The organism is Methylosinus sp. C49 (genome assembly GCF_009936375.1).
Taxonomy (GTDB): domain Bacteria; phylum Pseudomonadota; class Alphaproteobacteria; order Rhizobiales; family Beijerinckiaceae; genus Methylosinus.
This window is the reverse complement of the sequence record NZ_AP022332.1, coordinates 3,436,425-3,457,064: the sequence shown is the minus strand read 5'-3', so window position 1 is coordinate 3,457,064 and position 20,640 is coordinate 3,436,425. Positions and strand designations below refer to the sequence as shown.

General features: G+C 64.3%; 17 protein-coding genes and 1 pseudogene. 6 read left to right on the top strand and 12 right to left on the bottom strand.

Features of this window, described 5'->3' with window-relative positions; translation table 11 throughout:
* From GYH34_RS16255 to GYH34_RS16245, 3 genes are read right to left on the bottom strand one after another with little or no spacing between them, the layout of a single operon-like run.
* Nucleotides 1-606 carry a nucleotidyltransferase family protein gene (locus tag GYH34_RS16255; protein WP_161914493.1) on the bottom strand — a complete coding sequence of 202 codons (606 nt, stop codon included), beginning with the start codon at nucleotides 604-606 and terminating at the stop codon, nucleotides 1-3.
* Nucleotides 603-1,532: an XdhC family protein gene (locus tag GYH34_RS16250; protein WP_161914492.1), complete on the bottom strand. Its 930-nt coding sequence runs from the start codon at nucleotides 1,530-1,532 to the stop codon at nucleotides 603-605. Before GYH34_RS16250 ends, GYH34_RS16255 begins: the two co-directional genes overlap by 4 nt.
* A gap of 23 nt (nucleotides 1,533-1,555) precedes the next feature.
* Nucleotides 1,556-1,906, bottom strand: a complete 351-nt coding sequence (locus GYH34_RS16245; RefSeq protein WP_161914491.1) for a cyclophilin-like fold protein — start codon at nucleotides 1,904-1,906, stop codon at nucleotides 1,556-1,558.
* Between the two features lie 247 nt (nucleotides 1,907-2,153).
* Here GYH34_RS16245 and GYH34_RS16240 point away from each other — a divergent pair, with 247 nt between their 5' ends.
* The 4 genes from GYH34_RS16240 to GYH34_RS16225 all read left to right on the top strand — a co-directional run bounded on the left by GYH34_RS16240 (nucleotide 2,154) and on the right by GYH34_RS16225 (nucleotide 7,230).
* Nucleotides 2,154-3,047, top strand: coding sequence for a LysR family transcriptional regulator (locus tag GYH34_RS16240; protein ID WP_161914490.1), 894 nt, complete (start codon nucleotides 2,154-2,156; stop codon nucleotides 3,045-3,047).
* A 135-nt stretch (nucleotides 3,048-3,182) separates the two neighbouring features.
* Entirely contained in the window at nucleotides 3,183-3,635 is a 453-nt protein-coding gene (locus GYH34_RS16235) for a (2Fe-2S)-binding protein (RefSeq protein WP_161914489.1), read from the top strand.
* Nucleotides 3,632-5,899, top strand: a complete 2,268-nt coding sequence (locus tag GYH34_RS16230) for a xanthine dehydrogenase family protein molybdopterin-binding subunit (protein WP_161914488.1) — start codon at nucleotides 3,632-3,634, stop codon at nucleotides 5,897-5,899. The genes GYH34_RS16235 and GYH34_RS16230 overlap by 4 nt, the downstream gene beginning before the upstream one ends.
* A 128-nt stretch (nucleotides 5,900-6,027) precedes the next feature.
* Entirely contained in the window at nucleotides 6,028-7,230 is a 1,203-nt protein-coding gene (locus tag GYH34_RS16225; protein WP_161914487.1) for an MFS transporter, read from the top strand.
* A 19-nt stretch (nucleotides 7,231-7,249) separates the two neighbouring features.
* Here the strand turns inward: GYH34_RS16225 and GYH34_RS16220 are convergent, their stop codons facing one another.
* From GYH34_RS16220 to GYH34_RS16210, 3 genes are read right to left on the bottom strand one after another with little or no spacing between them, the layout of a single operon-like run.
* A complete protein-coding gene (locus GYH34_RS16220; protein ID WP_161914486.1) occupies nucleotides 7,250-7,567 on the bottom strand; it encodes a superoxide dismutase in 318 nt (105 codons plus the stop codon).
* A 5-nt stretch (nucleotides 7,568-7,572) separates the two neighbouring features.
* On the bottom strand, nucleotides 7,573-8,148 hold the full coding sequence (locus tag GYH34_RS16215; protein ID WP_161914485.1) for a flavodoxin family protein: 576 nt from the start codon (nucleotides 8,146-8,148) through the stop codon (nucleotides 7,573-7,575).
* 40 nt (nucleotides 8,149-8,188) lie between these two features.
* Nucleotides 8,189-9,208 carry a zinc-dependent alcohol dehydrogenase family protein gene (locus tag GYH34_RS16210; protein WP_161914484.1) on the bottom strand — a complete coding sequence of 340 codons (1,020 nt, stop codon included), beginning with the start codon at nucleotides 9,206-9,208 and terminating at the stop codon, nucleotides 8,189-8,191.
* A gap of 94 nt (nucleotides 9,209-9,302) precedes the next feature.
* Here GYH34_RS16210 and GYH34_RS16205 point away from each other — a divergent pair, with 94 nt between their 5' ends.
* Nucleotides 9,303-10,214: a LysR family transcriptional regulator gene (locus GYH34_RS16205; protein WP_161914483.1), complete on the top strand. Its 912-nt coding sequence runs from the start codon at nucleotides 9,303-9,305 to the stop codon at nucleotides 10,212-10,214.
* Nucleotides 10,215-10,280: 66 nt separating this feature from the next.
* On the opposite strand, the gene GYH34_RS16200 is transcribed toward GYH34_RS16205, so the two are convergent.
* The 3 genes from GYH34_RS16200 to GYH34_RS16190 all read right to left on the bottom strand — a co-directional run bounded on the left by GYH34_RS16200 (nucleotide 10,281) and on the right by GYH34_RS16190 (nucleotide 15,656).
* The gene (locus GYH34_RS16200) at nucleotides 10,281-13,472 is read right to left on the bottom strand and encodes a multidrug efflux RND transporter permease subunit (protein ID WP_161914482.1); all 3,192 of its coding nucleotides are present in this window, start codon (nucleotides 13,470-13,472) and stop codon (nucleotides 10,281-10,283) included.
* Nucleotides 13,469-14,665 carry an efflux RND transporter periplasmic adaptor subunit gene (locus GYH34_RS16195; RefSeq protein WP_244635375.1) on the bottom strand — a complete coding sequence of 399 codons (1,197 nt, stop codon included), beginning with the start codon at nucleotides 14,663-14,665 and terminating at the stop codon, nucleotides 13,469-13,471. The genes GYH34_RS16200 and GYH34_RS16195 overlap by 4 nt, the downstream gene beginning before the upstream one ends.
* A 691-nt stretch (nucleotides 14,666-15,356) precedes the next feature.
* On the bottom strand, nucleotides 15,357-15,656 hold the full coding sequence (locus tag GYH34_RS16190; protein WP_161914480.1) for a hypothetical protein: 300 nt from the start codon (nucleotides 15,654-15,656) through the stop codon (nucleotides 15,357-15,359).
* A gap of 455 nt (nucleotides 15,657-16,111) precedes the next feature.
* Here GYH34_RS16190 and GYH34_RS16185 point away from each other — a divergent pair, with 455 nt between their 5' ends.
* Nucleotides 16,112-16,423, top strand: a complete 312-nt coding sequence (locus GYH34_RS16185; protein ID WP_348983899.1) for a hypothetical protein — start codon at nucleotides 16,112-16,114, stop codon at nucleotides 16,421-16,423.
* 18 nt (nucleotides 16,424-16,441) lie between these two features.
* On the opposite strand, the gene GYH34_RS16180 is transcribed toward GYH34_RS16185, so the two are convergent.
* The 3 genes and pseudogenes from GYH34_RS16180 to GYH34_RS16175 all read right to left on the bottom strand — a co-directional run.
* Entirely contained in the window at nucleotides 16,442-17,182 is a 741-nt protein-coding gene (locus GYH34_RS16180; protein WP_161914478.1) for a hypothetical protein, read from the bottom strand.
* A 132-nt stretch (nucleotides 17,183-17,314) separates the two neighbouring features.
* Nucleotides 17,315-18,268: an efflux RND transporter periplasmic adaptor subunit gene (locus tag GYH34_RS21975; RefSeq protein ID WP_348983918.1), complete on the bottom strand. Its 954-nt coding sequence runs from the start codon at nucleotides 18,266-18,268 to the stop codon at nucleotides 17,315-17,317.
* A gap of 30 nt (nucleotides 18,269-18,298) precedes the next feature.
* A pseudogene (locus GYH34_RS16175) lies at nucleotides 18,299-20,590 on the bottom strand (heavy metal translocating P-type ATPase); the annotation flags it as partial.
* Nucleotides 20,591-20,640: the final 50 nt, after the last annotated feature.

The window sequence follows — 20,640 nt, the reverse complement described above, 5'->3', positions numbered from 1 at the left end:
TCAGGTGGGACAGAACCGCTTTTGCGCGGCGAAAAGGTCCTGCCGCGTGTCGATATCGAGAAGCCGATCGGCGTCGCAATCGACGAAGCGGGCGTTGGCGAGCAGTGATCTCGCGCCGCCTTCGCCGGTAGGCGGCAAGCGCAGCAGCTCATCGACAGGGAAGACGGCCGGAGGCCCACGATAGGCGCCCGCTATCGATGCGACGATCCTGTCCCGAGCTTCTGCGGCGGCCGACAGCAGAAGCGCGAGATGCTCGGTCGCGACGAAGGGCATGTCGGCGAGGCAGACGAGCAGCTTCAGCCGATCCTCGACTGACGTCGCGCCGATTTTCAACGAGGCGAGCATGCCGCCTTCGGCGTCGTCGTTGTGGAGGATCGAAAATCCGTCGCGCGCAAAAGCGTCGGTCCACAGGGCGCGGCTTCTGCAAACGAGCAGCTTTTGCGCGAAGGCGAATGGCCGCAAGGCCGAGAGAATATGATGCGCGACGGGCACGCCTGCGAGCGGCGCGCTCAATTTGTCGCCGCCGCCGAAGCGAGAGCCGCGCCCCGCCGCCAGTACGAGGACGGCGAAGGACGATGCGTCATAGCGCCGCTCGAGTCCGGTCACGGCGTCGCTGCCTTTCGCGATTCCAGCCAGGACAGAATTTCGGCGAGCACGGAGACGGCGATGGAGCGCGCGTCGCGCGCGGGGCCAAACAGGCCGATCGGCGCGCGAATGCGGCTGATATCCTGCGCCGTGAAGCCCTCCCGCCGAAGCCGCTCGATGCGGCGGACGTGCGTCCGGCTGCTGCCGAGGCAGCCGATATAGAAGGCGTCGCTGCGCAGGGCCGCCTTCAGCGCGGGCAATTCTTGATCGATATCGTGATGAAGTAGCACGACGGCGCTATCGGCGTCGGTGGACCAATCGACCGCGCTCCGCGCCGCCTCGACGACCTCGAGGCCCGCCGCCGCCGCGATCGTCGTCAATGCGCGGCTCTCCAATCCTCGTCCCGAGAGGAGAATCCGCGGCTCCGGCCGCAGCATCGACAAGAAGGCGTCGTCGCGCCAGCCCGTCGGCGCGGCGGCGCCGACCGAGAGCTCGGAGTCTTTCGGGCGATAGACGAGGCCGATGGATCTTCGCTCCGTCATGGCGCGCAGAACGTCGTCGATCGGCGCCCTGTCTCTCACGACGTGAATCGCGAGCAATACCCCGCCGCCACATGGAAGCACGATGTCGAAATAGGGCGACCCCTCGCCGTAACGGCGCATGCGGTCGGCGCCCTCTCGGATCGCATCGACAGCCTCCTGCGCGACCGCCGCCTCGACGCAGCCGCCCGAAACAAAGCCGCAATAGGCGCCGTCGTCGCGAACCGCCATATGCGCGCCGAGGCCGCGCGCGGCGCCGCCGACGATCTCCACCAGAGTGACAAGCGCGCATCCATGCCCGCTCGCCGTCGCATCGCGAAGAAAGCGAAAGATGTCGATCGGCCGATCCGTCGAAAGGGCGGGCCGGACGTCGATCTCGCAGGAGCGTAGGTCGAGAGTGTTTCGCATGTGACGATGTGAAATTAGAGAGATCAGAGAAGCCGCTCGATATGAAGCGGGAATTTGCCCTGCGTCTTCAGCGGCGCGACGCCGTCGTCGAGCCGCCCGAGGCGGATCAGGCCTTTCGAATAATGATAGCCGGCGTGGAAGAAGGCGAGGTTGCCCCATGGCGCATAATAGCAGAGATCGCCGGGCTCCTCGTTCGAGAAGGGTCCGGCCGCCTCTTCCGTGAGCTTGCGCGGCAGATAGGCAATTTTTTCATTGTCGGCGTAATTCTCGATGGTCAACTCCAGCGGCGTCAGCGACGCGAGGTCGCGGGCGGTGGGATTGTCGTCGAGCGACACAATGAAAACATGCTCGCCGAAGGCGCATCGGAGCTTCATGACCGCTTTCTCCGTCCGCTCGCGCGCAAGAGTGGGCCGAGCCGCCGCCGCAATCGCGAGCGACGATAGGAGCAGCCTTCTGCGCGTCGGACGTTCCGGTCCAGTAGGACGCGCTATGTCGGAAGATCGTTGCATCGCCTGTCCGCGTCTCGCGACGCCCCTGTCACCCTATGACGTCAGATTATCGACTGTCTCACGCTTCGATTAGCCGCTATAATCCGCATATCAATATGAATGAGGCTCATGAATGGCGCGGGACAACATCAACGACCTGCTCGCCTTCCTCGCCGTGGCGCGGGAGCGCAGCTTCACGAGGGCGGCGGCCAAGATGGGCGTGTCTCAATCCGCCCTGAGCCACACGATCCGGCAGCTCGAGGCGCGGCTCGGCGTCCGGCTGCTGACGCGCACGACGCGCGCAGTGTCTCCCACCACGGCCGGCGAGCGTCTGCTCGAGGGAATCGGGCCGCATTTCGACGAGATCGAGGCGCAGGTCGACGCGCTGAGCGAGCTGCGCGACAAGCCGGCGGGAACGATCAGAATCACCGCCTCTGATTTCGCGATCAGCAACATTCTATGGCCGAAGCTGAAAAGCTTCATGCCGAAATATCCGGACATCAAAGTCGAGCTTTTGTTGGACAATGGCCTCACGGACATCATCACCGAGCGCTACGACGCCGGCGTTCGCATGGGCGAGCTGGTTGCAAAAGACATGATCTCGGCGCGCATCGGACCCGATCTCCGCTTCGCGGTCGTCGGCGCGAAATCTTATCTCGCGAAGAATCCGGAGCCCATGAAACCGCAGGATCTGATGCAGCATAGCTGCATCAATTATCGCTTTACGACATCCGGCGGGCTCTACGCCTGGGAATTCGAGAAGAATGGGCGCGAGGTCAAGATCCGCGTCGACGGCCAGCTCGTCTTCAACAATATCCATCATGTGCTCGACGCCGCTCTGGCGGGTCTCGGCCTCGCCTATGTGCCCGAGGAGCTCGCGCTGCCGCATATTGCCAAAGGACGGCTCGTCCAGCTGCTGGAAGGCTGGTGCCCCTACTGGGATGGATATTACCTTTATTATCCGAGCCGGCGGCAGGCCTCGCCGGCTTTTTCCGCTCTGGTCGCCGCGCTGCGCCATCGTGAATAGCGGCGCTATTCATGAGCTGCGCTCATAGCGGTACGCGTTGCTTCGCCCCTAATGCAGGCTGACGCAGTCGAATAGATTGTCGCTTCAGGCGACGGCTGCGTCCGCATTCGCCGACGAGTCATCGAGGAGCGAGGAATGGAGCTGATCGTCAACGGCTCGAAGCATGAAGTCGAAATCGAGCCGGATACGCCGCTGCTCTGGGCGCTGCGTGACGAGCTGGGGATGACGGGCACGAAATATGGCTGCGGCGTGGCGCAATGCGGCGCCTGCACGGTGCTGGTCGACGGACAGGCGACACGCTCCTGCGTCACGCCCGTCGAGAGCGTCTCGGGCGCGCAGATCATGACGATCGAGGCGATAGAAGACGATCCCGTGGGCCGAAAGCTGGTCGACGCCTGGGTCGTCGAGCAGGCTCCGCAATGCGGCTATTGCCAGTCCGGCCAGGTGATGGCCGCCGCCGCGCTATTGAAGCAGAATCCTCGACCCTCCGACGGGGATATCGCGGCCGCAATGGTCAATTTCTGCCGATGCGGCGCCTATAATGCAATCACCGCCGCCGTGCGTCGCGCCGCCGGGCCGCAGCCATGAACGATATGACCCCTTTTGCTGTCCCGCGCGATGCGCAAGGCCGCCACGGCCGGCCGATCAATCTTTCACGCCGCGCTCTGCTCGGCTCGCTCGGCGGCCTCGCGCTCGCCGTGACGCTGCCGGCCGCCCGCTCCAGGGCCGCGGCCGCCGCGCCGGCGATCACGCCCGGCTCGCGGGTGCGCGCGTTTCTGGAAATCCGCCCGGACAATCGCGTGCTGTTCCGCAGCGCCTTCATCGAGGGCGGCCAGGGCATTTTCACGGCGATGGCGCAGATCGTCGGCGAGGAGCTCGACGTCGATCCGGCGCAATTCCTGGTGGAAGGCGCGCCCGCCGGCGCGGATTATCTGCTGGTGAATGGCCAGCGCTTTACCGGCGGCAGCTTTTCGGTGCGCAGCAGCTATGAAACCATGCGCAAGCTCGGAGCCTCGGCCCGCCACATGCTGTTGCAAGCCGCGGTCGAACGCCTCGGCGCGCCTCTCGCGGAGCTCTCGACCGAGCCCGGCCGCGTCATTCACAACGCCTCCGGCCGCTCGCTCGCCTATGGCGAGCTGGCGAGCGCCGCCGCCGCTCTGCCGGTTCCCGCGGACGTCGCTTTGCGAGATCGGGCCAATTTCCGCTGGATCGGCAAGCCGGTGGCGCGGCTCGACGTGCGCGACAAGTCGACCGGCAAAGCGCGCTATGCGATCGACCAGAAGGTCGAGGGCATGTTGCATGCGGCGGTCCAGCACGCCCGCAGGCTGGGGCAGGAGCCCGGCGCCATCGCCAATGAGGCGCAGGCGCGCGCCATGCCCGGCGTTCACTCCATCCATTGGCTTCCCGGCGCCGTCGCCGTGCTGGCGACGAGCTGGCATCGCGCGCGGCGCGCCGTCGAGGCGCTCGAGGTGAGCTGGATCGAGCCGGCGGGCGACGCCCCTCACGCCATGCCGGCGGATTTTTCGTCCGAAGCGCATTTGGCGAAGCTCAAGGCCGCGCCCGGAACGGGCCTCGCCTTCGAGACGGTCGGCGATACGGGCAAAACCTTCCGCAAGGCGGCGCGCATCGTCGAGGCGACATTCGACGCGCCGCATCTCGCCCATGGGCAGCTCGAGCCGCCCTCGGCTCTCGCGAGGTGGAACGAGGACGGCACGCTCGAGTTATGGATTTCGAACCAGGGGCCGGAGTTGTTCCAGGCGGACGCCGCCAAAGTGGCGGGGATCGCGCCGGAGAAGATCATCATTCATTCGCCGATGCTCGGCGGATTCTTCGGCCGGCATTTCCTCTATCAGACCGCCAATCCCTATCCGCAGGCGATCCTGCTGGCGAAAGCCGCGGGGCGGCCGGTCAAGCTGATCTGGAGCCGGGAGGACGAGTTTCTGCGCGATGCGCTGCGGCCGATGGCCGTCGCGCGCCTGCGCGCCGGGCTCGACGCCAAGGGAATGCCGATCGCGCTGGAGGCGACGGCGATCGGCGAAGGCGCTTTGGGGCGCTGGTTCGGCCGCGAGCCGGACAAGGTCGATCGATCCTCGGTCGAGGGGATCGCAGGCAAGCTCTATGCGATTCCCAATCGGCGCGTCGGACAAATTCACATCGACGATCCGGCGATCATCGGCTTCTGGCGCTCGGTCGGTCATTCGACCAACGACTTCTTCTACGAGACCTTCTTCGACGAGATCGCCGAGGCCGGCAAGCATGATCCGTTCGAGCTGCGCCATCGCCTGCTCGCCGACCATCCGCGCCAGAAGAGATTGCTGGAGGCCGTAGCCGAGCTCGGCGGCGGCTGGCGACGCGGGCCGTTCACCGCCGCGGATGGAACGACACGCGCGCGCGGCGTCGCCATGGCGTCGCCCTTCGGCAGCGAGGTCGCGACGATCGCGGAAGTCTCGCTGCGGCAGGGCGAGATCGTCGTTCACGACGTCTTTGTTGCGATCGATCCCGGCAGCATCGTCAATCCGGCGATCGTCGAGGCGCAGGTGCAATCGGCTGTCGCGCTCGGCCTTTCTTCCGCTCTGCTCGAGAAGGTTGTCTACGAGCAGGGCCAGCCGCGCGCGCGCAACTTCGACGCCTATCCGATCCTGACGGCGGACCGAATGCCGCGCGTGCATGTGCGCATCATCGAGAGCGGCGCGCCCATGGGCGGCGTCGGCGAGCCCGGCCTGCCCGGCGTCCCGCCCGCCGTCGCCAACGCCGCGTCGGTGCTGATCGGGCGGCGCATCCGCAGCCTTCCCATGTCCAAGCAGCGCCTCGCCGAAGGCGGCGATAATCGAAAACGATCATCGCTGCACTGACATTTGTCGGCCCGCGCACGTAACGCGCGGCCGACGTCTTCGCCGATCCCATCGAAGTCCCGCTGCTGCGCGCGCGCTCGGCGAGCGATCGCGCGCGCGATTACGACCGATAAGAGAAAGAGAGCAGAATGCAGATTGAAGCGACATCGCAGAATGATCTGATCGAAGAACGATCCCCCGCCTGGGGCGCCGTCTATGCGCTCTCCTTGGGCGCATTCGCATTGATCGCATCCGAATTCATGCCGGTGAGCCTGCTGACGCCGATCGCCGCCGATCTCGGCGTGAGCGAAGGCCAGGCCGGGCAGGCGATCTCGGTATCGGGCGCTTTCGCCGTGGTCACGAGCCTTTTTATCTCCGCCTCCGTCGGCGATCTCGATCGCAAGCGTCTGCTGCTGGCCTTGACCGCTCTCATGATCGTCTCCGGCGCGATCGTCGCATTCGCGCCCAGCTATCTCGTCTTCATGATCGGCCGAGCGCTCATCGGAATCGTCATCGGCGGCTTCTGGTCCATGTCGGCGGCCACGGCCATGCGGCTCGTTCGCGCCGAACAAGTGCCGAAAGCCCTGGCGATATTGAATGGCGGCAATGCGCTGGCGACGATCATCGCCGCCCCGGCCGGCAGCTTTCTCGGCTCGCTCATCGGCTGGCGCGGCGCCTTCTTCTGCGTCGTTCCGGTCGCGGCCGTCGTTCTCGTCTGGCAAATGGCGAGTCTGCCGCCCATGAAGGTCCCGCGCGTAGCCAGATCCCGCAATGTCTTTGCGCTGCTGCGCCGACGGATCGTCGCGCTCGGCATGGCCGCGACGGGCGTCTTCTTCATGGGGCAGTTCGCGCTCTTCACCTATTTGCGGCCGTTTCTCGAGACCGCCGCCCATGCCGATCCGGCGACGCTGTCCTTCATCTTGCTGGCGATGGGCGTGAGCGGCTTCATCGGCAGCTCCTTCATCGGATCGCTTCTGAAAGATGGTCTCTATCGCACGCTCATCGTCATTCCCGCCGTGATGGCGGCGGTCGGCGCCGCTCTCGTCGCATTCGACGGCGCTCTCATGGCGACGGTGCTGCTGCTCGGCGTCTGGGGCCTCTTGGCCACAGCGGCGCCGGTCGGCTGGTGGAGCTGGCTGTCGCGGACATTGCCGCAGGAGGCCGAAGCGGGCGGCGGCTTGATGGTGGCGATCATTCAGCTCGCGATCACATTCGGAGCGACCGTCGGCGGCGTTCTCTTCGACGCAGGCGGCTATCGGCCGACCTTCGGCGCCGGCGCCGCTATGCTCGTGCTCGCCGCAGCTCTGGCCGCGACGACGGCCCGCGCGAGCAGGCTCGCGCAGGACGAGTGAAAGCTGGAGTTGGCGGGGGTCACGCCCCGCCAACTCGGCCCGTTTCCGCCGGCGCGAAAAGGATCTCCCAATTCACGAAAGGCCCAAGGGGAATGATCTCCCAATCGATCAACCCGACTTTCGCCAGCGGGAATTGCGCGAGCGCTTCTCTCGCTTCCTCGACGGATGCGAATTCGGCGATGATGGAGACGCCGGGACGATCCTGCCGAAAATAGATGTCGCGCATGGCGCCGCTCTTGTAGAGTTTCCAGGCATGGCGCACCTCGTCGCGAATATGCGGCGCGTATTTTTCGAGCCTGGCTCCGGGCTGCGGAACGTCGAGGCAAAGCAGCTTCATTTCACTCATTCTCCTCGAGCAGCGTTGATTCCGCCCGCTCTGAACTGGCGAGCGATTTCGGCGACGCGCTGTCCGAGATGCGCCGCCGTGTCGAGATCGCTCTTGATCGGCGACAATTCCGGCGATTCGTCATTCGATTGCGCCATGGCGCCGAGCCAGCCGCCGATGCGGTTCTTGTCCTCGGAGGAATGGCCAGGGAACAGATCGAGCCCGACCCAGATCATGCCGTGCTGCGCGGCGAACAAGGCCATAGACAGGAGCGCATTGAGCTTGTCGCCATGCATGGCGCCAGAATTGGTGAAGCCGGCGGCGATCTTGTTGCGCCATTTTTGCGGAAGCCACGCGGCGCGCGTCGAATCCTCCATGAATTTCTTAAATTTCGCGCTGACGAGGCCATTGTATGTCGGCGATCCGAAGATGATCGCGTCGCTCGCCTCCAGCGCATCCCATGCGATCTCGCCATCGGCGACGGCGATGAGCTTCGCCTGCACGCTTTCGACGCGGCCGATGCCTTCGGCGACGGCCTGCGCCTGCTTGGCGGTGTGGCCGAAGCCGCTGTCATAGATGATTGCGATCTGCATTTTATAAAAGGCTCCTGTGAGGGATTTCTGTTGATGGCGATCACGCCGGCAGCAGCAGCGCCTTGATCGCGCGGCGCTCATCCATGGCGCGATAGCCTTCCGCCACCTGATCGAGCGGCAGCACGAGATCGAACACTTTTCCGGGGTTGATCTTGCGGCTCCAGACGAGATCGATCAGCTCGGGCAGATAGCGACGCACCGGCGCCGGCCCGCCATGCAGATGCACATGGCTGAAGAACAGCTCCTGACCATCCAGCGAAACCTCATGCGGCACGCCGACGAAGCTGACATAGCCGCCTTTGCGGCAGGAGCGGATCGCCTGCAGCATGGATTGCTGCGTGCCGACGCATTCGAGCACGCAATCGGCGCCGAGGCCGCCGGTCAGCTCCATCACACAGGCGACCGCAGCATCGCCGCGCTCCGTCACAATGTCGGTCGCGCCGAATTCACGCGCGATCTTCTGACGCGGCGCGTGACCGCTCATCGCGATGATGCGCGCGGCGCCTTTCAGCTTGGCCGACAGAACGGCGAGCAGCCCGACCGCTCCATCGCCGACGACCACAGCCGTCTTGCCCGGCTTCACTTCGGCGGCGTCCGCCGCGAACCAGCCCGTGCCCATCACATCGGAGAGCGTCAGAAGATCGGGAATGAGATCGGCCGGCGGCGTGGCGGGCGTCGCCACCAGAGTGCCGTCGGCCTGCGGAACGCGAATGAGCCCCGATTGCGCCGTGCTGACCTGCTCGCGATTGACGCAGGACGATTGATAGCCGGCGAGGCAGTTGGGACAAGAATTGTCCGATGTGAAGAAGGAGCCGATGACGAATTGCCCCGGCCGGATCGTCGTCACCGCGGCGCCGACCTCTTTGACCGTTCCGCAATATTCATGGCCCATGCGCGTCGGCCCGGAGACGGGCCAGAGGCCGCGATAGGGCCAAAGATCAGAGCCGCAGACGCAGGTGGCGGCGATTTCGATGATGGCGTCCGTCGGCTGCAGCAGCGTCGGGGGATCGACGGCCTCGCAGCGGATGTCACGCGGTCCGTAGAGAACAGTTCCCCTCATTTGCGCCTCCTGTCGCCGGCAACGCGGCCGGCCTCACGGCGCAATTTGAGCATCTGGCTTCATTGCTACTAGGCGTTATAATCAGCAAAGGCCTATGAGCAGGATTTCTGAATGCATCCCAGCTTCGACGATCTGCGCGCGCTCATCATCGTCGCGCGCGAAGGCAGCGCATCCGTGCGCGGCGGGCAAGCTCGGCGTCTCGCAATCGGCCATCAGCCACACGGTTCGCCAGATCGAGGCCAAGCTCGGCGTTCGGCTGCTGACGCGCACGACGCGCAGCCTTTCGCTCACCGAGGCGGGCGAGCGGTTGGTGCGCATGGCCGCGCCGCGTTTCGAGGAGATAGAGGCGACGCTCGAGGCGCTGAGCGGGCTGCGCGACAAGCCCGCCGGCAAGGTGCGCATAACGGCCGGAGACCATGCGATCGAGACGATTCTCTGGCCGAAGCTGAAGCGCTTCCTGACAAAATATCCCGACATAAAGGTGGAGGTCGTCATCGATTACGGGCTGACCGACATTGTCGCCGAGCGTTTCGACGCCGGCGTGCGATGGGGAGAGCAGGTCGCCAAGGATATGATCGCCGCGCGGATCGGGCCCGATGTTCGCTTCGCCGTCGTCGGCGCGAAATCCTATTTCGCCGAGAGGGCGCCGCCGCGCGAGCCGCAGGAGCTGATCCAGCACAATTGCATCAACCTGCGTCTCCCGACCTATGGCGGCACATACGCCTGGGAATTCGAGAAAGACGGCCGCGAGCTGAAGGTGCGCGTCGACGGCCAGCTGATCTTCAACAGCGTGTTCCAGATCGTCCACGCATGCGTCGCCGGCTTCGGGCTGGCCTTCCTGCCGGAGGACATAGTGGAGCCGCATCTCGCGGCCGGTCGTCTCCAAAGAGCGCTGGACGATTGGTGTCAGCCCTGGGCCGGCTACCATCTCTATTACCCGCATCGCAGCGAATCGTCGCCCGCTTTCGCGCTATTGCTGGAGGCGCTGCGACACGAGCAGCCGTAGCGATCCGGACATCTCGAACGAAATTGTCGCAGGAACGAGGAGCTCATGCGGAGCCGAAGCGTATGCTCAATCCGTGACGCGAGGAAGGCTTCGTCCACCAGAGCATGTCGCCGCGACCGAACGAGGCCGCAGGAGGCGCTGAGCCGCCGCGCGGATCGCGACATAGAACACGGGGGTGAACAGCAGGCCGAAGAGCGTCACGCCCAACATCCCGAAAAAGACGGCGGTTCCGATCGCGTTTCGTAATTCCGCGCCGGCGCCTTTCGCCAGCATGAGCGGCGCGACGCCGAGGATGAATGCGAGCGAGGTCATCATAATAGGTCGCAGCCGCAGGCGGCACGCGCGAGCCACCGCCTCTGGCGCCGATAGTCCTTGCGCCTCTAGGTCTCGCGCGAACTCCACGATGAGGATGGCGTTCTTGGCGGCGAGACCGACGAGCACGATCAATCCCACCTGGGTGAAAACATTATTGTCCTGCCCCATCCACATCACGCCGATGATCGCAGACAGCAAACACATCGGCACGATCAGAATGACAGCGAGCGGCAGGAGCCAGCTTTCATATTGAGCTGCGAGCACCAGGAAGACGAATACCACGCTCAGGATAAAGAGGGCGCCGCCACCGGCGGCCAGCCGTTCCTGATAGGAAAGCTCCGTCCAGGCGATTGTATAGCCGCTCGGCAGCGATCGTCCGGCGATGTCTTCGACGATCGACAAGGCGGTTCCCGAACTGATCGTCGGCAGAGCGGCCCCGATCACTTCGGCGGTCGGATAGAGATTGTAGCGCGGAACGCGATCCGGAACGCTTCTGGCGCGAAAGGTCGCGATCGAGCCCAGCGGGACCATCGCGCCGGATTCGCTTCTGACCTTCAGAGTTCCGATCTGCTCCGGGTCGAGTCGGCTCGCGCCTTCCGCCTGGGCGATCACCTGATAGGTGCGCCCGGACAAATTGAAGTCGTTGACATAGGCGCTGCCGAGATAGGCTTCCAGAGTGTCGTGGACGCGCGACGTCGGGACGCCGAGCATCTCCGCCTTGGTTCTGTCGATATCGAGATAGAACTCCGGCGCAGACGCTCGGAATGGCGAAAAAGCGAATTGAATGCGTGGATCGGCTTTGAGCGCCGCCACCAGATCGAGCGTGACGTCGGCGAGACGCGCCGAGCCGCGACTGTCGATATCTTGAACGCGCAGCGAGAACCCGCCCGACGATCCGATGCCTCGGATCGTCGCAGGCGAGATGATCGTGATTTGCGCCCCAGTGATGTCGGCGTAGCGCCTCTCGAGCTCCGCCCTGACGGTCGCCGCCGATTTCGATGCGTCATAGCGCTTGTCGAAGGCCTCTAGCTGAACGAACACGACGCCGGCGCTCGAGCTTTGGGTTCCCGTCGCGACGGAGCGGCCGGGGAACATATGCGCCCATCCGACTCCCGGAATGCCGCGCGCGCGGGCGCCCATCTCGCGCACGATCGCATCGGTGCGCTGCAAGGAGGAGCCGGCGGGGAGCTCTGCTATGGCGATCAGATAGCCCTGGTCGGCGACGGGCACGAAGCCGCGGGGAACGATCGAAAATATGAAGACCGCCGCCGCGACCAGCGCGCCATAGAGAATCAGCATCGTCGCCGTGCGTTCGAGGACGCGCCGAATGATCGCCGAATAGCTTTCGGAGAGCGCGTCGAAAAAGCGATTGAACCTGTCGACGATCGGCGTCGTCGCTCGCGCGAGAAGCGTTTCCGATCGATGGGCGGCGTCGTGATGCTGGAGGAAGAGACCAGAGAGCGCGGGGCTGAGCGTGAGGGAGTTGAAGGCCGATATGACGGTCGCGACGGCGATGACGACAGCGAATTGGCGAAAGAACTGCCCGGTGATTCCATCGAGGAACATGGTCGGAACGAAGACCGAGACGAGCACGAGCGCAATCGAGATCAGCGCGCCGCCGACCTCGTCCATCGTTTTGCGCGCCGCTTCTCTCGCCGAAAGCCCTTCGCGCAGATAGCGCTCGACATTCTCCACGACGACGATGGCGTCGTCGACCACTATTCCGACGGCGAGCACGAGCGCGAACAGCGTCAACGTGTTTATCGTGTAGCCGAAAGCCGCCATCACCGCGAAAGTTCCGATCAGGGAAACCGGAATCGCCAGCAGCGGAATGATCGTGGAGCGGGCGCTCTGAAGGAACAGCAGCACGACGAGGACGACGAGGACAATGGCCTCGAAGATCGTATGCTGGAGCGCTTCGATCGATGTTCGGACGAAGAATTCGGTCGGATTATAGGTCATCATATAATCGACGCCGGAGGGCATCGTGGCGCCGAGCCGCCGCATCGCGTTCTGCACATCCTGCGAAGCCTCGAGCGCATTGGTTCCCGGCCGCTGGTAGACGAGCATCGCCGTCGCCGCCGTGTCGTTGATATAGGCGTTGGTTCCATATTCGCGGGCGCCGAGCTCGGCCCGTCCAATGTCCTTCACGCGCACGATGCGCCCGTCGACGCCGCGCTTGACGATCATCTGTTCGAAGGCCGTCGGCTCCTTGAAGCGCCCTTGCACGGAAATAGACGGCTGAAAGGCCCGGTGGCCCGGAATCGGGGGCTGCGCCAGAGCGCCGCTCGCCACCTGGGCGTTCTGAGATCGCAACGCATCGACGACATCGCCGACGGATAGTCCGAGTTCCGCGATTCTGTCGGGGTCGAGCCAGATGCGCATCGCATATTCGCGCTCGGCGAGGATTTCGGCGCTTCCGACGCCCGGAAGCCGACGAAGCACAGGAACGATCTGCTGCGCCGCATAGTTCGACAAATAAAGGGCGTCGCGCGTGCGATCTGGAGAGATCAACTGCACGACGAGCAGAAAGTCGGGCGCGTTCTTGTTGACGCTCACGCCGATCCGGCGGACGACGTCCGGCAAGCGGGGCTCGGCGAGCGCAACGCGGTTCTGGACCAGCACCTGCGCCTTGTCGAGGTCCGCTCCGGTTCGAAACGTCACGGTGAGGCTGAATCGACCGTCCCTGGTGGATTGCGACTGCATGTAGATCATGTCGTCGACGCCGTTGACCTCTTGCTCGATCGGCGTCGCCACGGTGTCGGCGATGGTTTGCGCGCCGGCGCCGGGATATTGCGCCGTAACCGTCACAGTCGGCGGAATCACCTCCGGATATTGCGAGATCGGCAATCTGCTCGCAGAGACGCCGCCGACGATCAGCAGCGTGATCGACAAAGCGATCGCAAAGACGGGACGGTCGATGAAAAAGCGCCCGAGATTCATCGTGAGAGTCTTCCTATGTCGGCGGCGGCGCGCTTCGAGACAGGCGCTGGCGCGGCGTCGAGAATCGCGACGGCTTGCCCCGCCCGTATGTTCTGCGAGCCCGATGTCACGACGAAATCGTCCGGGCCGACTCCGCTTCGCACGACGCGCAGACCCTCGACGATCGGTCCGAGCGTGACAGTCCTTCGCTCCGCAGTTCCTCGGTCCACGACGAACACGACATGGGACGCCTGATCGACGGATATCGCCTCGTCCGGGATCATCACGGCGGGATGCGCGCCGCTTCCTGCGAGCTCGATTCTGGCGAAAAGGCCTGGAACGAGAGACAGATCCTTATTATCGACGATGGCGCGCAGCCTGATCGTGGCGCTGTCGCGGTCGATCTGGTTCGAGACGAAATCCAGCTCTCCCGACCGGGTGAAGTCGGCATCTCCGGACAGCGCGATGCGGACCGAATTCGGAGTGTCGCGCAGGCTCGGCCTTCCGCCATCCGATCCGCCGCGGATGTATCGGAGATAGGCCTCTTGATCGACGTCGAATGTGACGCGGATCGGATCGAGAGAGACGATATTCGTGAGAAGCGTCGCGTTCGAATCGCCGCCGCTGACGAGATTTCCGACGCTGACGCTATGAGCGTCGATCCGGCCGGCGATCGGCGCCCGGACATTCGTGAATTCGAGATCGAGCTTAGCGCGATCCAGGGCGGCGCCTGTGGCGGCGAGACGCGCCTCCGCCTGTCGAAGAGCGGCCATTCTCTGCTCGTATACTTCTTCGGCCACCCCGATTTTTCGTAGAGATTGCGCGCGCGAGAGCTCCTGACGCGCGAGCGCCACCGCTGATTCGGCGACTCTGCGTTCCGCGTCAGCCGCGGACACGGCCAATTCGAAGGGGCGGCGATCGATCGTGAACAGGCGATCTCCCTCCTTCACCAGCTGGCCGTCGGCGAAATGGATATCGGTCAGATAGCCGCTCACGCGAGCGCGCACCTGGACGCTTTCCACTGCGCTGAATCTCCCAGTGTATCGGTCCCATTCGACGATCGTCCTGACAGTGGGCTTCGTCGCCACGACGCGCGGCTTGGGCGTTTCCAACGTTTGATTCGGTCTCGTCACGCCGAAACCGAACGCGTAGAGCGCGAGCGCTGCGGCGACCAGAATTATCGCGGCCGTTCGAGGCCGCCTGGGGAAAAACATCTCTCGCATAGAGGTTTCTTCATTGTGAGGCGTCGCCTCGAGGGCGTCCGTTGGGACGAGCCTGAGCGAGAGCAAAGTAATGCGCTTGCTTTCTGTTGGTTATGGCAAAAAATCAGCATGGGGCTATGAACTTGGCTCATCAATCTTCAGCTGGGCCAGTGCGCCAGAATCCCGCGCGAGAGGTATTCTCGACGTGAACAGCCGAGGCCCCTTGCTTCCGGGAAGCGGCAGAAGAACCGGCCCGCGTGTCGGGTGGCAACGTCACGTTCGAACCGTCCATCGCGTCGCACGCCACGTCTGGCGACGATTTATGTGTCGGACGCTTTATTTTCTCAATTTCGTGACAGTCTTTTTTGGTTCGACAGCATACGGAACGAAGCAGAAACTCCGGCCGCCCAACGACCCTTCGTAGGGAGCCTGGCGGTTGCGGCGGAATAATCGAAATTGCACGGATGTGCTCGGCACCGCCAGTGTAAAAGACGTTTCGTCGGCGGCGATGATGGCGACTTCGAGCGCCTCTCCAGGGCGGTCTATGTCAGTGAGAGTTATTCGTCTTTCCACGACAATGCTCCCAAAACAAAATCCCTGAAATTTGATCAACGTCGATCATGCTTCTGGTCAGAAAACGTCGGCCCCTGATGGCGCAAGCGCAATGCGCACGCCTTGGCCGGCGCACCGAAAGCGCGATCGCCTAATTATCCGTTCTCCGCATTCTCACGTTTTCCAATGCCTCTCGGATCATTTCGTCGACCGCGAAGCGGACATTGCTCTCGAGCGCGTCGAGCCCGTCTCTGCCGATCAGATAGAGAGCGTCGTCGACGTGTGATTCGAGGAAGTAGCGGGAGATGATCGGCTGGTCGAAACCCGCGCCTCTCGACCTCGCTCTGATGCTCGCCATCGCAGCATCACGCAGCGCGCGAGCCAACTGCTCGCGTGTGCTCAACAAAATCGTCGCCAATGAGACGGCGTGACCCAGATGCTTCTCACGCATATTCGGACTCTCGGTCGGTTACGGATAACCGGACCGGTTTTGGGCGACGGGCCGAGGTTGGACAAGCCGCGGCCAGTTTCCGCGGCGGCGACCGGGGGCGTCGTTCCGGCGCCGGAGCTGCATGACTCGGCAGGTGGCGAGCGAAGTCACACTCGACGTGACGAGCATTACTCGGGCAACCCATGTCGCGCCACGGAAATCGGGCCGCGATGATCGCGCCGCTGCGTCTCACGTGTGTAGGGCTTAAAGATTCATGAGCCGTTCATCTGCGGAGCGCGATGCTGGCTCGTATCGTCGCCGGGTCGAGCATGTCCGCATGATGGAGTAGCGAGACGCGCGTGACCGTAATGCGGGGGAGAATGTCCATGGACAAGAAGACCGTCGGGTTGGTCGGCGTAATTTCGGCGTTGCCGCTCGCTGCGGCGCCCACGGCCGACGCGCGAACGCTCGATCAAGTGATGTCACCCCGTTCCTATGCGGAACTTCTGCAACCGATACCGAATGCCACGGCGCTCCTGCGGGAGGCCGAGGCGCGGAAGGCGACACAATCCGAGCCGCGCATCCAGATGGCGCAATATTATGGCAATCCTTACTACGACGGTTACACCTACTATCCGTCCCGACGGTGGCGCCATCATCACCACCACCATCATCATCATCATGGCTGGGGTTGGGGCGGCTGGGGCTACTACGGCCCGCCGCGCTATTATCACCACCACCACCATCATCACCACCATCACCATCACTGGAATGATTGGCGCTGGTAGGAGCACAAGCCGCGCCTGTCATTCGAGACGCGGCTTTTTCTGCTTTTCCTCGGCCGAACGCGCCGCGCCATGGATGTGGCGATAGGTGCCGTCGAAAACCGTGTCGCTCGTCGATAGCCATTGCGAGTCGACGCCGAGCGTCTCTCGGCTCGCATGGATGCGTCGCGACTGCAATTCACGTTCGGCCGCCTCGTCGAAGCTCATCGGCTCGAGGTCGATATCGCTTTCCGCCGGAATCATGGTGAACTGAGCCATCGGCGTGCCGGTTCGGAAGATATGCGTTTGTCCTTCCATCGGCGATTTGAAAACGAGAAAATAGATCATCGGCCACCATTCGCGGATGATAGCCGGCACTGCGATCGGCGCGGCGCCGGCGCTGTCGGTATAAAAGCTCGGATGCGTCTCGACCTTGATCGCATAGCCGGGTTCGGGCTTGAGATCGAGCAAGAGCTGATAGGTGTAGAAACTGCCCCCAAAATCACGAAAAGGCGGCCAGCTGCGGCCGGGACTCGGTGGAGCGCCGAAGTCGCCATCGAGCATCAGCCGGCCATCCTTCCTCGAGACGCGCAGCTCATTCTTGTAGGGGTAGAAAATTTCGACGCCATATTTGGCGTATTCGGAAAACGGCACGCAGTGCCAAGCGTGTTCATGCGAGCCATCCGTGCGCTTCTCCGGCTGCCCCGCCCAGCCGGGGATTTCCATGCGCGTGCGGCGGGGCGCGAGATCGTCGCCGTTCATCCGGAACTTGATTTTTTTCATGAGGATTTCCTTTCGTTCGGAGGCAGCTCCGGCAGCGCGCTCTGCTCGAATTGCCGCGGCGTTCTAGACGGCGTCGGAAGTCTAATGATTCCCGCGGAACGCGGGCGCATCCGAGCAGTCGACGATATACAATTACCTGGGCGTCATTACGGCGACGAAATCGTGGATCATGAGCGTCGCGACCATGCCCGGTCGCAGCAGCAGATCGGGATTGAACGCTTCTATGACGACACGATACGTCGAAGCGTGGTCGGCATCCGGGGTCGAACGTGAAACTTGCTCGACGATTCCCGAGAATGCGCGCCCTGGCAGAGAAACGACGCTGAAAGCGACCTGACTGCCGATCCTCGGTTGTCGCAGTTCGCTGGAATGTATAGTGACGATGATCTCGACGACGCTGAGATCGGTCGCGATCGTGAACAGTCGCGCAGGCGTCTCTCGCGCGTCGATCGTATGGCCGACTTTCGCCTCGCGCGCGATCACCATCCCGTCGACTGTCACAGCCACGGCGGTCTGCGCCAAATACTCTTCGGCTTCGCTCAACTGAGTTCGGCGCAAAGTGCGCGAGGCTTCTTCCTGATCCGCTCGCGCTCGCGCGCGGGAAAGAGCGACCTCGGATCGGGCGAGCGTCTTTTTCGACAAGGCTCCATGATCCGCCTCGGCTCGTTGGCGCTCGAGCCGCTTTTCCATCCGGGCGAGGGCGGCTCTGGCCGTTTCGAGGCGGACGTCGGCGAGAGCGAGATCGGCTTTTGCTTGCTCGACGGCGGCGCGGTAAGGCTGCGGATCGATCTCGGAGCAAATCTGGCCCGCCGTCACTTTTGTGCCGACGTCACAATAGACGGCTCGGATGGTCCCCGATAAGCGTGTGGAGATCGGCGTGGCGTTCGTCGCCTCTACAACGCCTGTGGCCGTCACGCCGTCTCGCGGCGCATTGCGCTCCCATCGGAAGTGGAGCCATCCGCCTCCGAGGAGGATTGCGAGAGCCGCCAGCGTCGCGAAAGCCGTTCGTCCAACGCCTCTTGCGCGAGACGCCGAGCCTATGGCGCGATCAAAAGCGGAAGCCGCTTCGGATTTGCGCGTCTGCAGCTTTCGGAGCGATCCGCTCCCGCTGAATTCCGACGCGGCCTGCTCATAGACGTCCTCCTCCTGCGCATTATGGACTCGAACGAGAGTCTCGATCGCTTCGATGATCCTCTGCGCGTCGCGGATCAGATATTTGTCCGGCTCGTGCGAGCGCAGCCCCTCGGCGAGGCGCGCCAGCAGCCTTGCCTGATGGTGGATCTCTCGATGCGCACGGCTCATGGCGCCGAGCCCTTGCCCGCTCGGAAGATAATGCGAGATGCGCGGATAAATGTCGCTCTCGTCGTCGCGCTCGTGCACCAATATGACGTCCGCGACCAGACGATCGGCTTCGTCTATATGTTCGGATGCGCGTCGCGGTGAGGCCGCGTCCAACGCATCGGCGATCTGCCGCAGGCGATCGAGGCTCTGCTCGATCTTCTCGTGATCTTCGCGCAACGCCCGCGTCGCCGTCTCTGGCAGAGGACGCCGAAGCAAGGTCGAGCCGCCGCCGAGCGCCCGCAGAGCGTTCAGGATGACGGCGATGTCGATCGCCTCTTGTATCAGCGCGCCGCCCACAGGGCCGATCCAGCCGAAGGCCGCCGCTCCCATCGTCGCGAAGGACAGAGTCATTCCGGCGATGATGCTCTGCAGCGCGATGAGGCGGGTTCGGCGCGCGATCGCCACTGCCTCCGAGACGCGATCCAGCCGATCGACGAGAATGACGACATCCGCCGCCTCGGAGGACGCGCTCGCGCCGCGCGCGCCCATGGCGACGCCGACATCCGCGGCGGCCAGAGCCGGAGCGTCATTAATTCCGTCGCCGACCATCAGCGTCGGATGGAGGCGTCGCTCGATCGCGACGGCGTCCACCTTGTCGGAAGGGATTCGGTCGGCGAGGACCGCGTCGAGATCGAGCGCCGCGCCGATCGTTTCGGCGGCGTCGGCGCGATCGCCTGTGACCATGACGATTCGATCGACGCCCGCATCGCGTAGCGCCTGGATTGCGCGCGGCGTCTCGCGCCGAAGCGCGTCGGCGAGAAGGAGGACGGCGATGAGGCGCCCGTTCGACGAGACGAAGACGGTGAGCGCGGAGCGCCAGGACGCGCGGCGGGCGGCGCGCGCGGCCCAATCCTCGAGTTCTTCGTCGCCCTGCACGAATTGCAGAGCGCCGACGCGAATGTCGCGCCCGTCGACCTTTCCCGCGATCCCGGTTCCGAACGTCTCGCGGACCTCGGTCGGAATGTGCAGAGAGAGGCCTCTCTCCGACGCCGCGGCGACGATGGCGGCGGCGACGACATGATGGGACGCCTGCTCGAGCGATGCGGCGAGCCGCAAGGCTTCGTTCGCGTCATGGTCCGGCCCCGTTTCTATCGCGACGAGACGTGCGCCGCCGACCGTGAGCGTGCCGGTCTTGTCGAACATCACCGTATGCGTTCGCGCGAGCGCCTCCAGCGGCCCGCCGCCTTTGATCAGGACGCCGCGTCGCGCGGCGCGCGAGGCGCCAGCGACGAAGGCCGCCGGCGCCGCGAGAATCAAAGGACAGGGCGTGGCGGCGACCAGCACCGCCAAGCCGCGAATAGGATCCTGCGAAAGCGCCCAGGCGGCGCCCGCCGCCAGCAGGGTCACGGGCAAGAACAGCAGCGCATAGCGATCCGCCATTCTGATGAACGGAGCTTTCGCTGTCTGCGCGGCGGTCGCGAGCTCGACGATCCCGGCATAGGCGCTTTCGCCCGGTGCGGCGGTCGCCTCCATCTCGAATGTCTCGCCGGCGTTGACCGTTCCGCTCGAGGCCGCTTCTCCATTGCGTCTCACGACCGGAAGCGGCTCGCCTGTCACCGCCGACTCGTCGAGCAGCGCATTCGCTCCGACGATCCGGCCATCCGTCGGCACGACCTCGCCGGCTCGGACCAGCAGAAGATCCCCGACTGCGACATTATCGATCGGGACGTCCTCGATCCTGTCGTCGATCCGGCGGTGAGCGATGCGCGGTGCGCGATCGATCAGCGCTTTCAGGTCGCGTTCGGCGCGACCGACCGCCAGATCTTCGATGACGCTGCCGCCCGCGTACATTACCGCGACGATCGCCGCCGCCAAAGCTTCGCCGAGCGCCAGCGCCGCCGACATGGAGAGAAGCGCGATCACGTCGACGCCGGCTCGCCCGGCGAGCAAATCACGGGCGATCGAGACAGCGAGGCTCGCAGCGACCGGAACCGTGCCCGCCGCCCAAGTCCATCGGGCCAGATCCGGGCGGCCGAAAAAGGCGGCGCAAAGCCCCGCCGCGAGAGCGGCGGAGGCGAGCAGGATCAGCATCCGGCGCCAGATTCGCCCCTTTGCCGTCGAACTCATCCTCGTTCCGCTCTCGACACCATCGACGCGCGAGAAGCGGCGGCGAGGTT

Coding starts and splice junctions, on each gene's coding strand:
- GYH34_RS16210 (WP_161914484.1), bottom strand. CDS start 9,208: ATGAGGGGAACTGTTCTCTACGGACCGCGTGACATCCGCTGCGAGGCC.
- GYH34_RS16245 (WP_161914491.1), bottom strand. CDS start 1,906: ATGAAGCTCCGATGCGCCTTCGGCGAGCATGTTTTCATTGTGTCGCTC.
- GYH34_RS16250 (WP_161914492.1), bottom strand. CDS start 1,532: ATGCGAAACACTCTCGACCTACGCTCCTGCGAGATCGACGTCCGGCCC.
- GYH34_RS16195 (WP_244635375.1), bottom strand. CDS start 14,665: ATGTTTTTCCCCAGGCGGCCTCGAACGGCCGCGATAATTCTGGTCGCC.
- GYH34_RS16180 (WP_161914478.1), bottom strand. CDS start 17,182: ATGAAAAAAATCAAGTTCCGGATGAACGGCGACGATCTCGCGCCCCGC.
- GYH34_RS16235 (WP_161914489.1), top strand. CDS start 3,183: ATGGAGCTGATCGTCAACGGCTCGAAGCATGAAGTCGAAATCGAGCCG.
- GYH34_RS16230 (WP_161914488.1), top strand. CDS start 3,632: ATGAACGATATGACCCCTTTTGCTGTCCCGCGCGATGCGCAAGGCCGC.
- GYH34_RS16240 (WP_161914490.1), top strand. CDS start 2,154: ATGGCGCGGGACAACATCAACGACCTGCTCGCCTTCCTCGCCGTGGCG.
- GYH34_RS16205 (WP_161914483.1), top strand. CDS start 9,303: ATGAGCAGGATTTCTGAATGCATCCCAGCTTCGACGATCTGCGCGCGC.
- GYH34_RS16215 (WP_161914485.1), bottom strand. CDS start 8,148: ATGCAGATCGCAATCATCTATGACAGCGGCTTCGGCCACACCGCCAAG.
- GYH34_RS16220 (WP_161914486.1), bottom strand. CDS start 7,567: ATGAAGCTGCTTTGCCTCGACGTTCCGCAGCCCGGAGCCAGGCTCGAA.
- GYH34_RS16200 (WP_161914482.1), bottom strand. CDS start 13,472: ATGAATCTCGGGCGCTTTTTCATCGACCGTCCCGTCTTTGCGATCGCT.
- GYH34_RS16190 (WP_161914480.1), bottom strand. CDS start 15,656: ATGCGTGAGAAGCATCTGGGTCACGCCGTCTCATTGGCGACGATTTTG.
- GYH34_RS16225 (WP_161914487.1), top strand. CDS start 6,028: ATGCAGATTGAAGCGACATCGCAGAATGATCTGATCGAAGAACGATCC.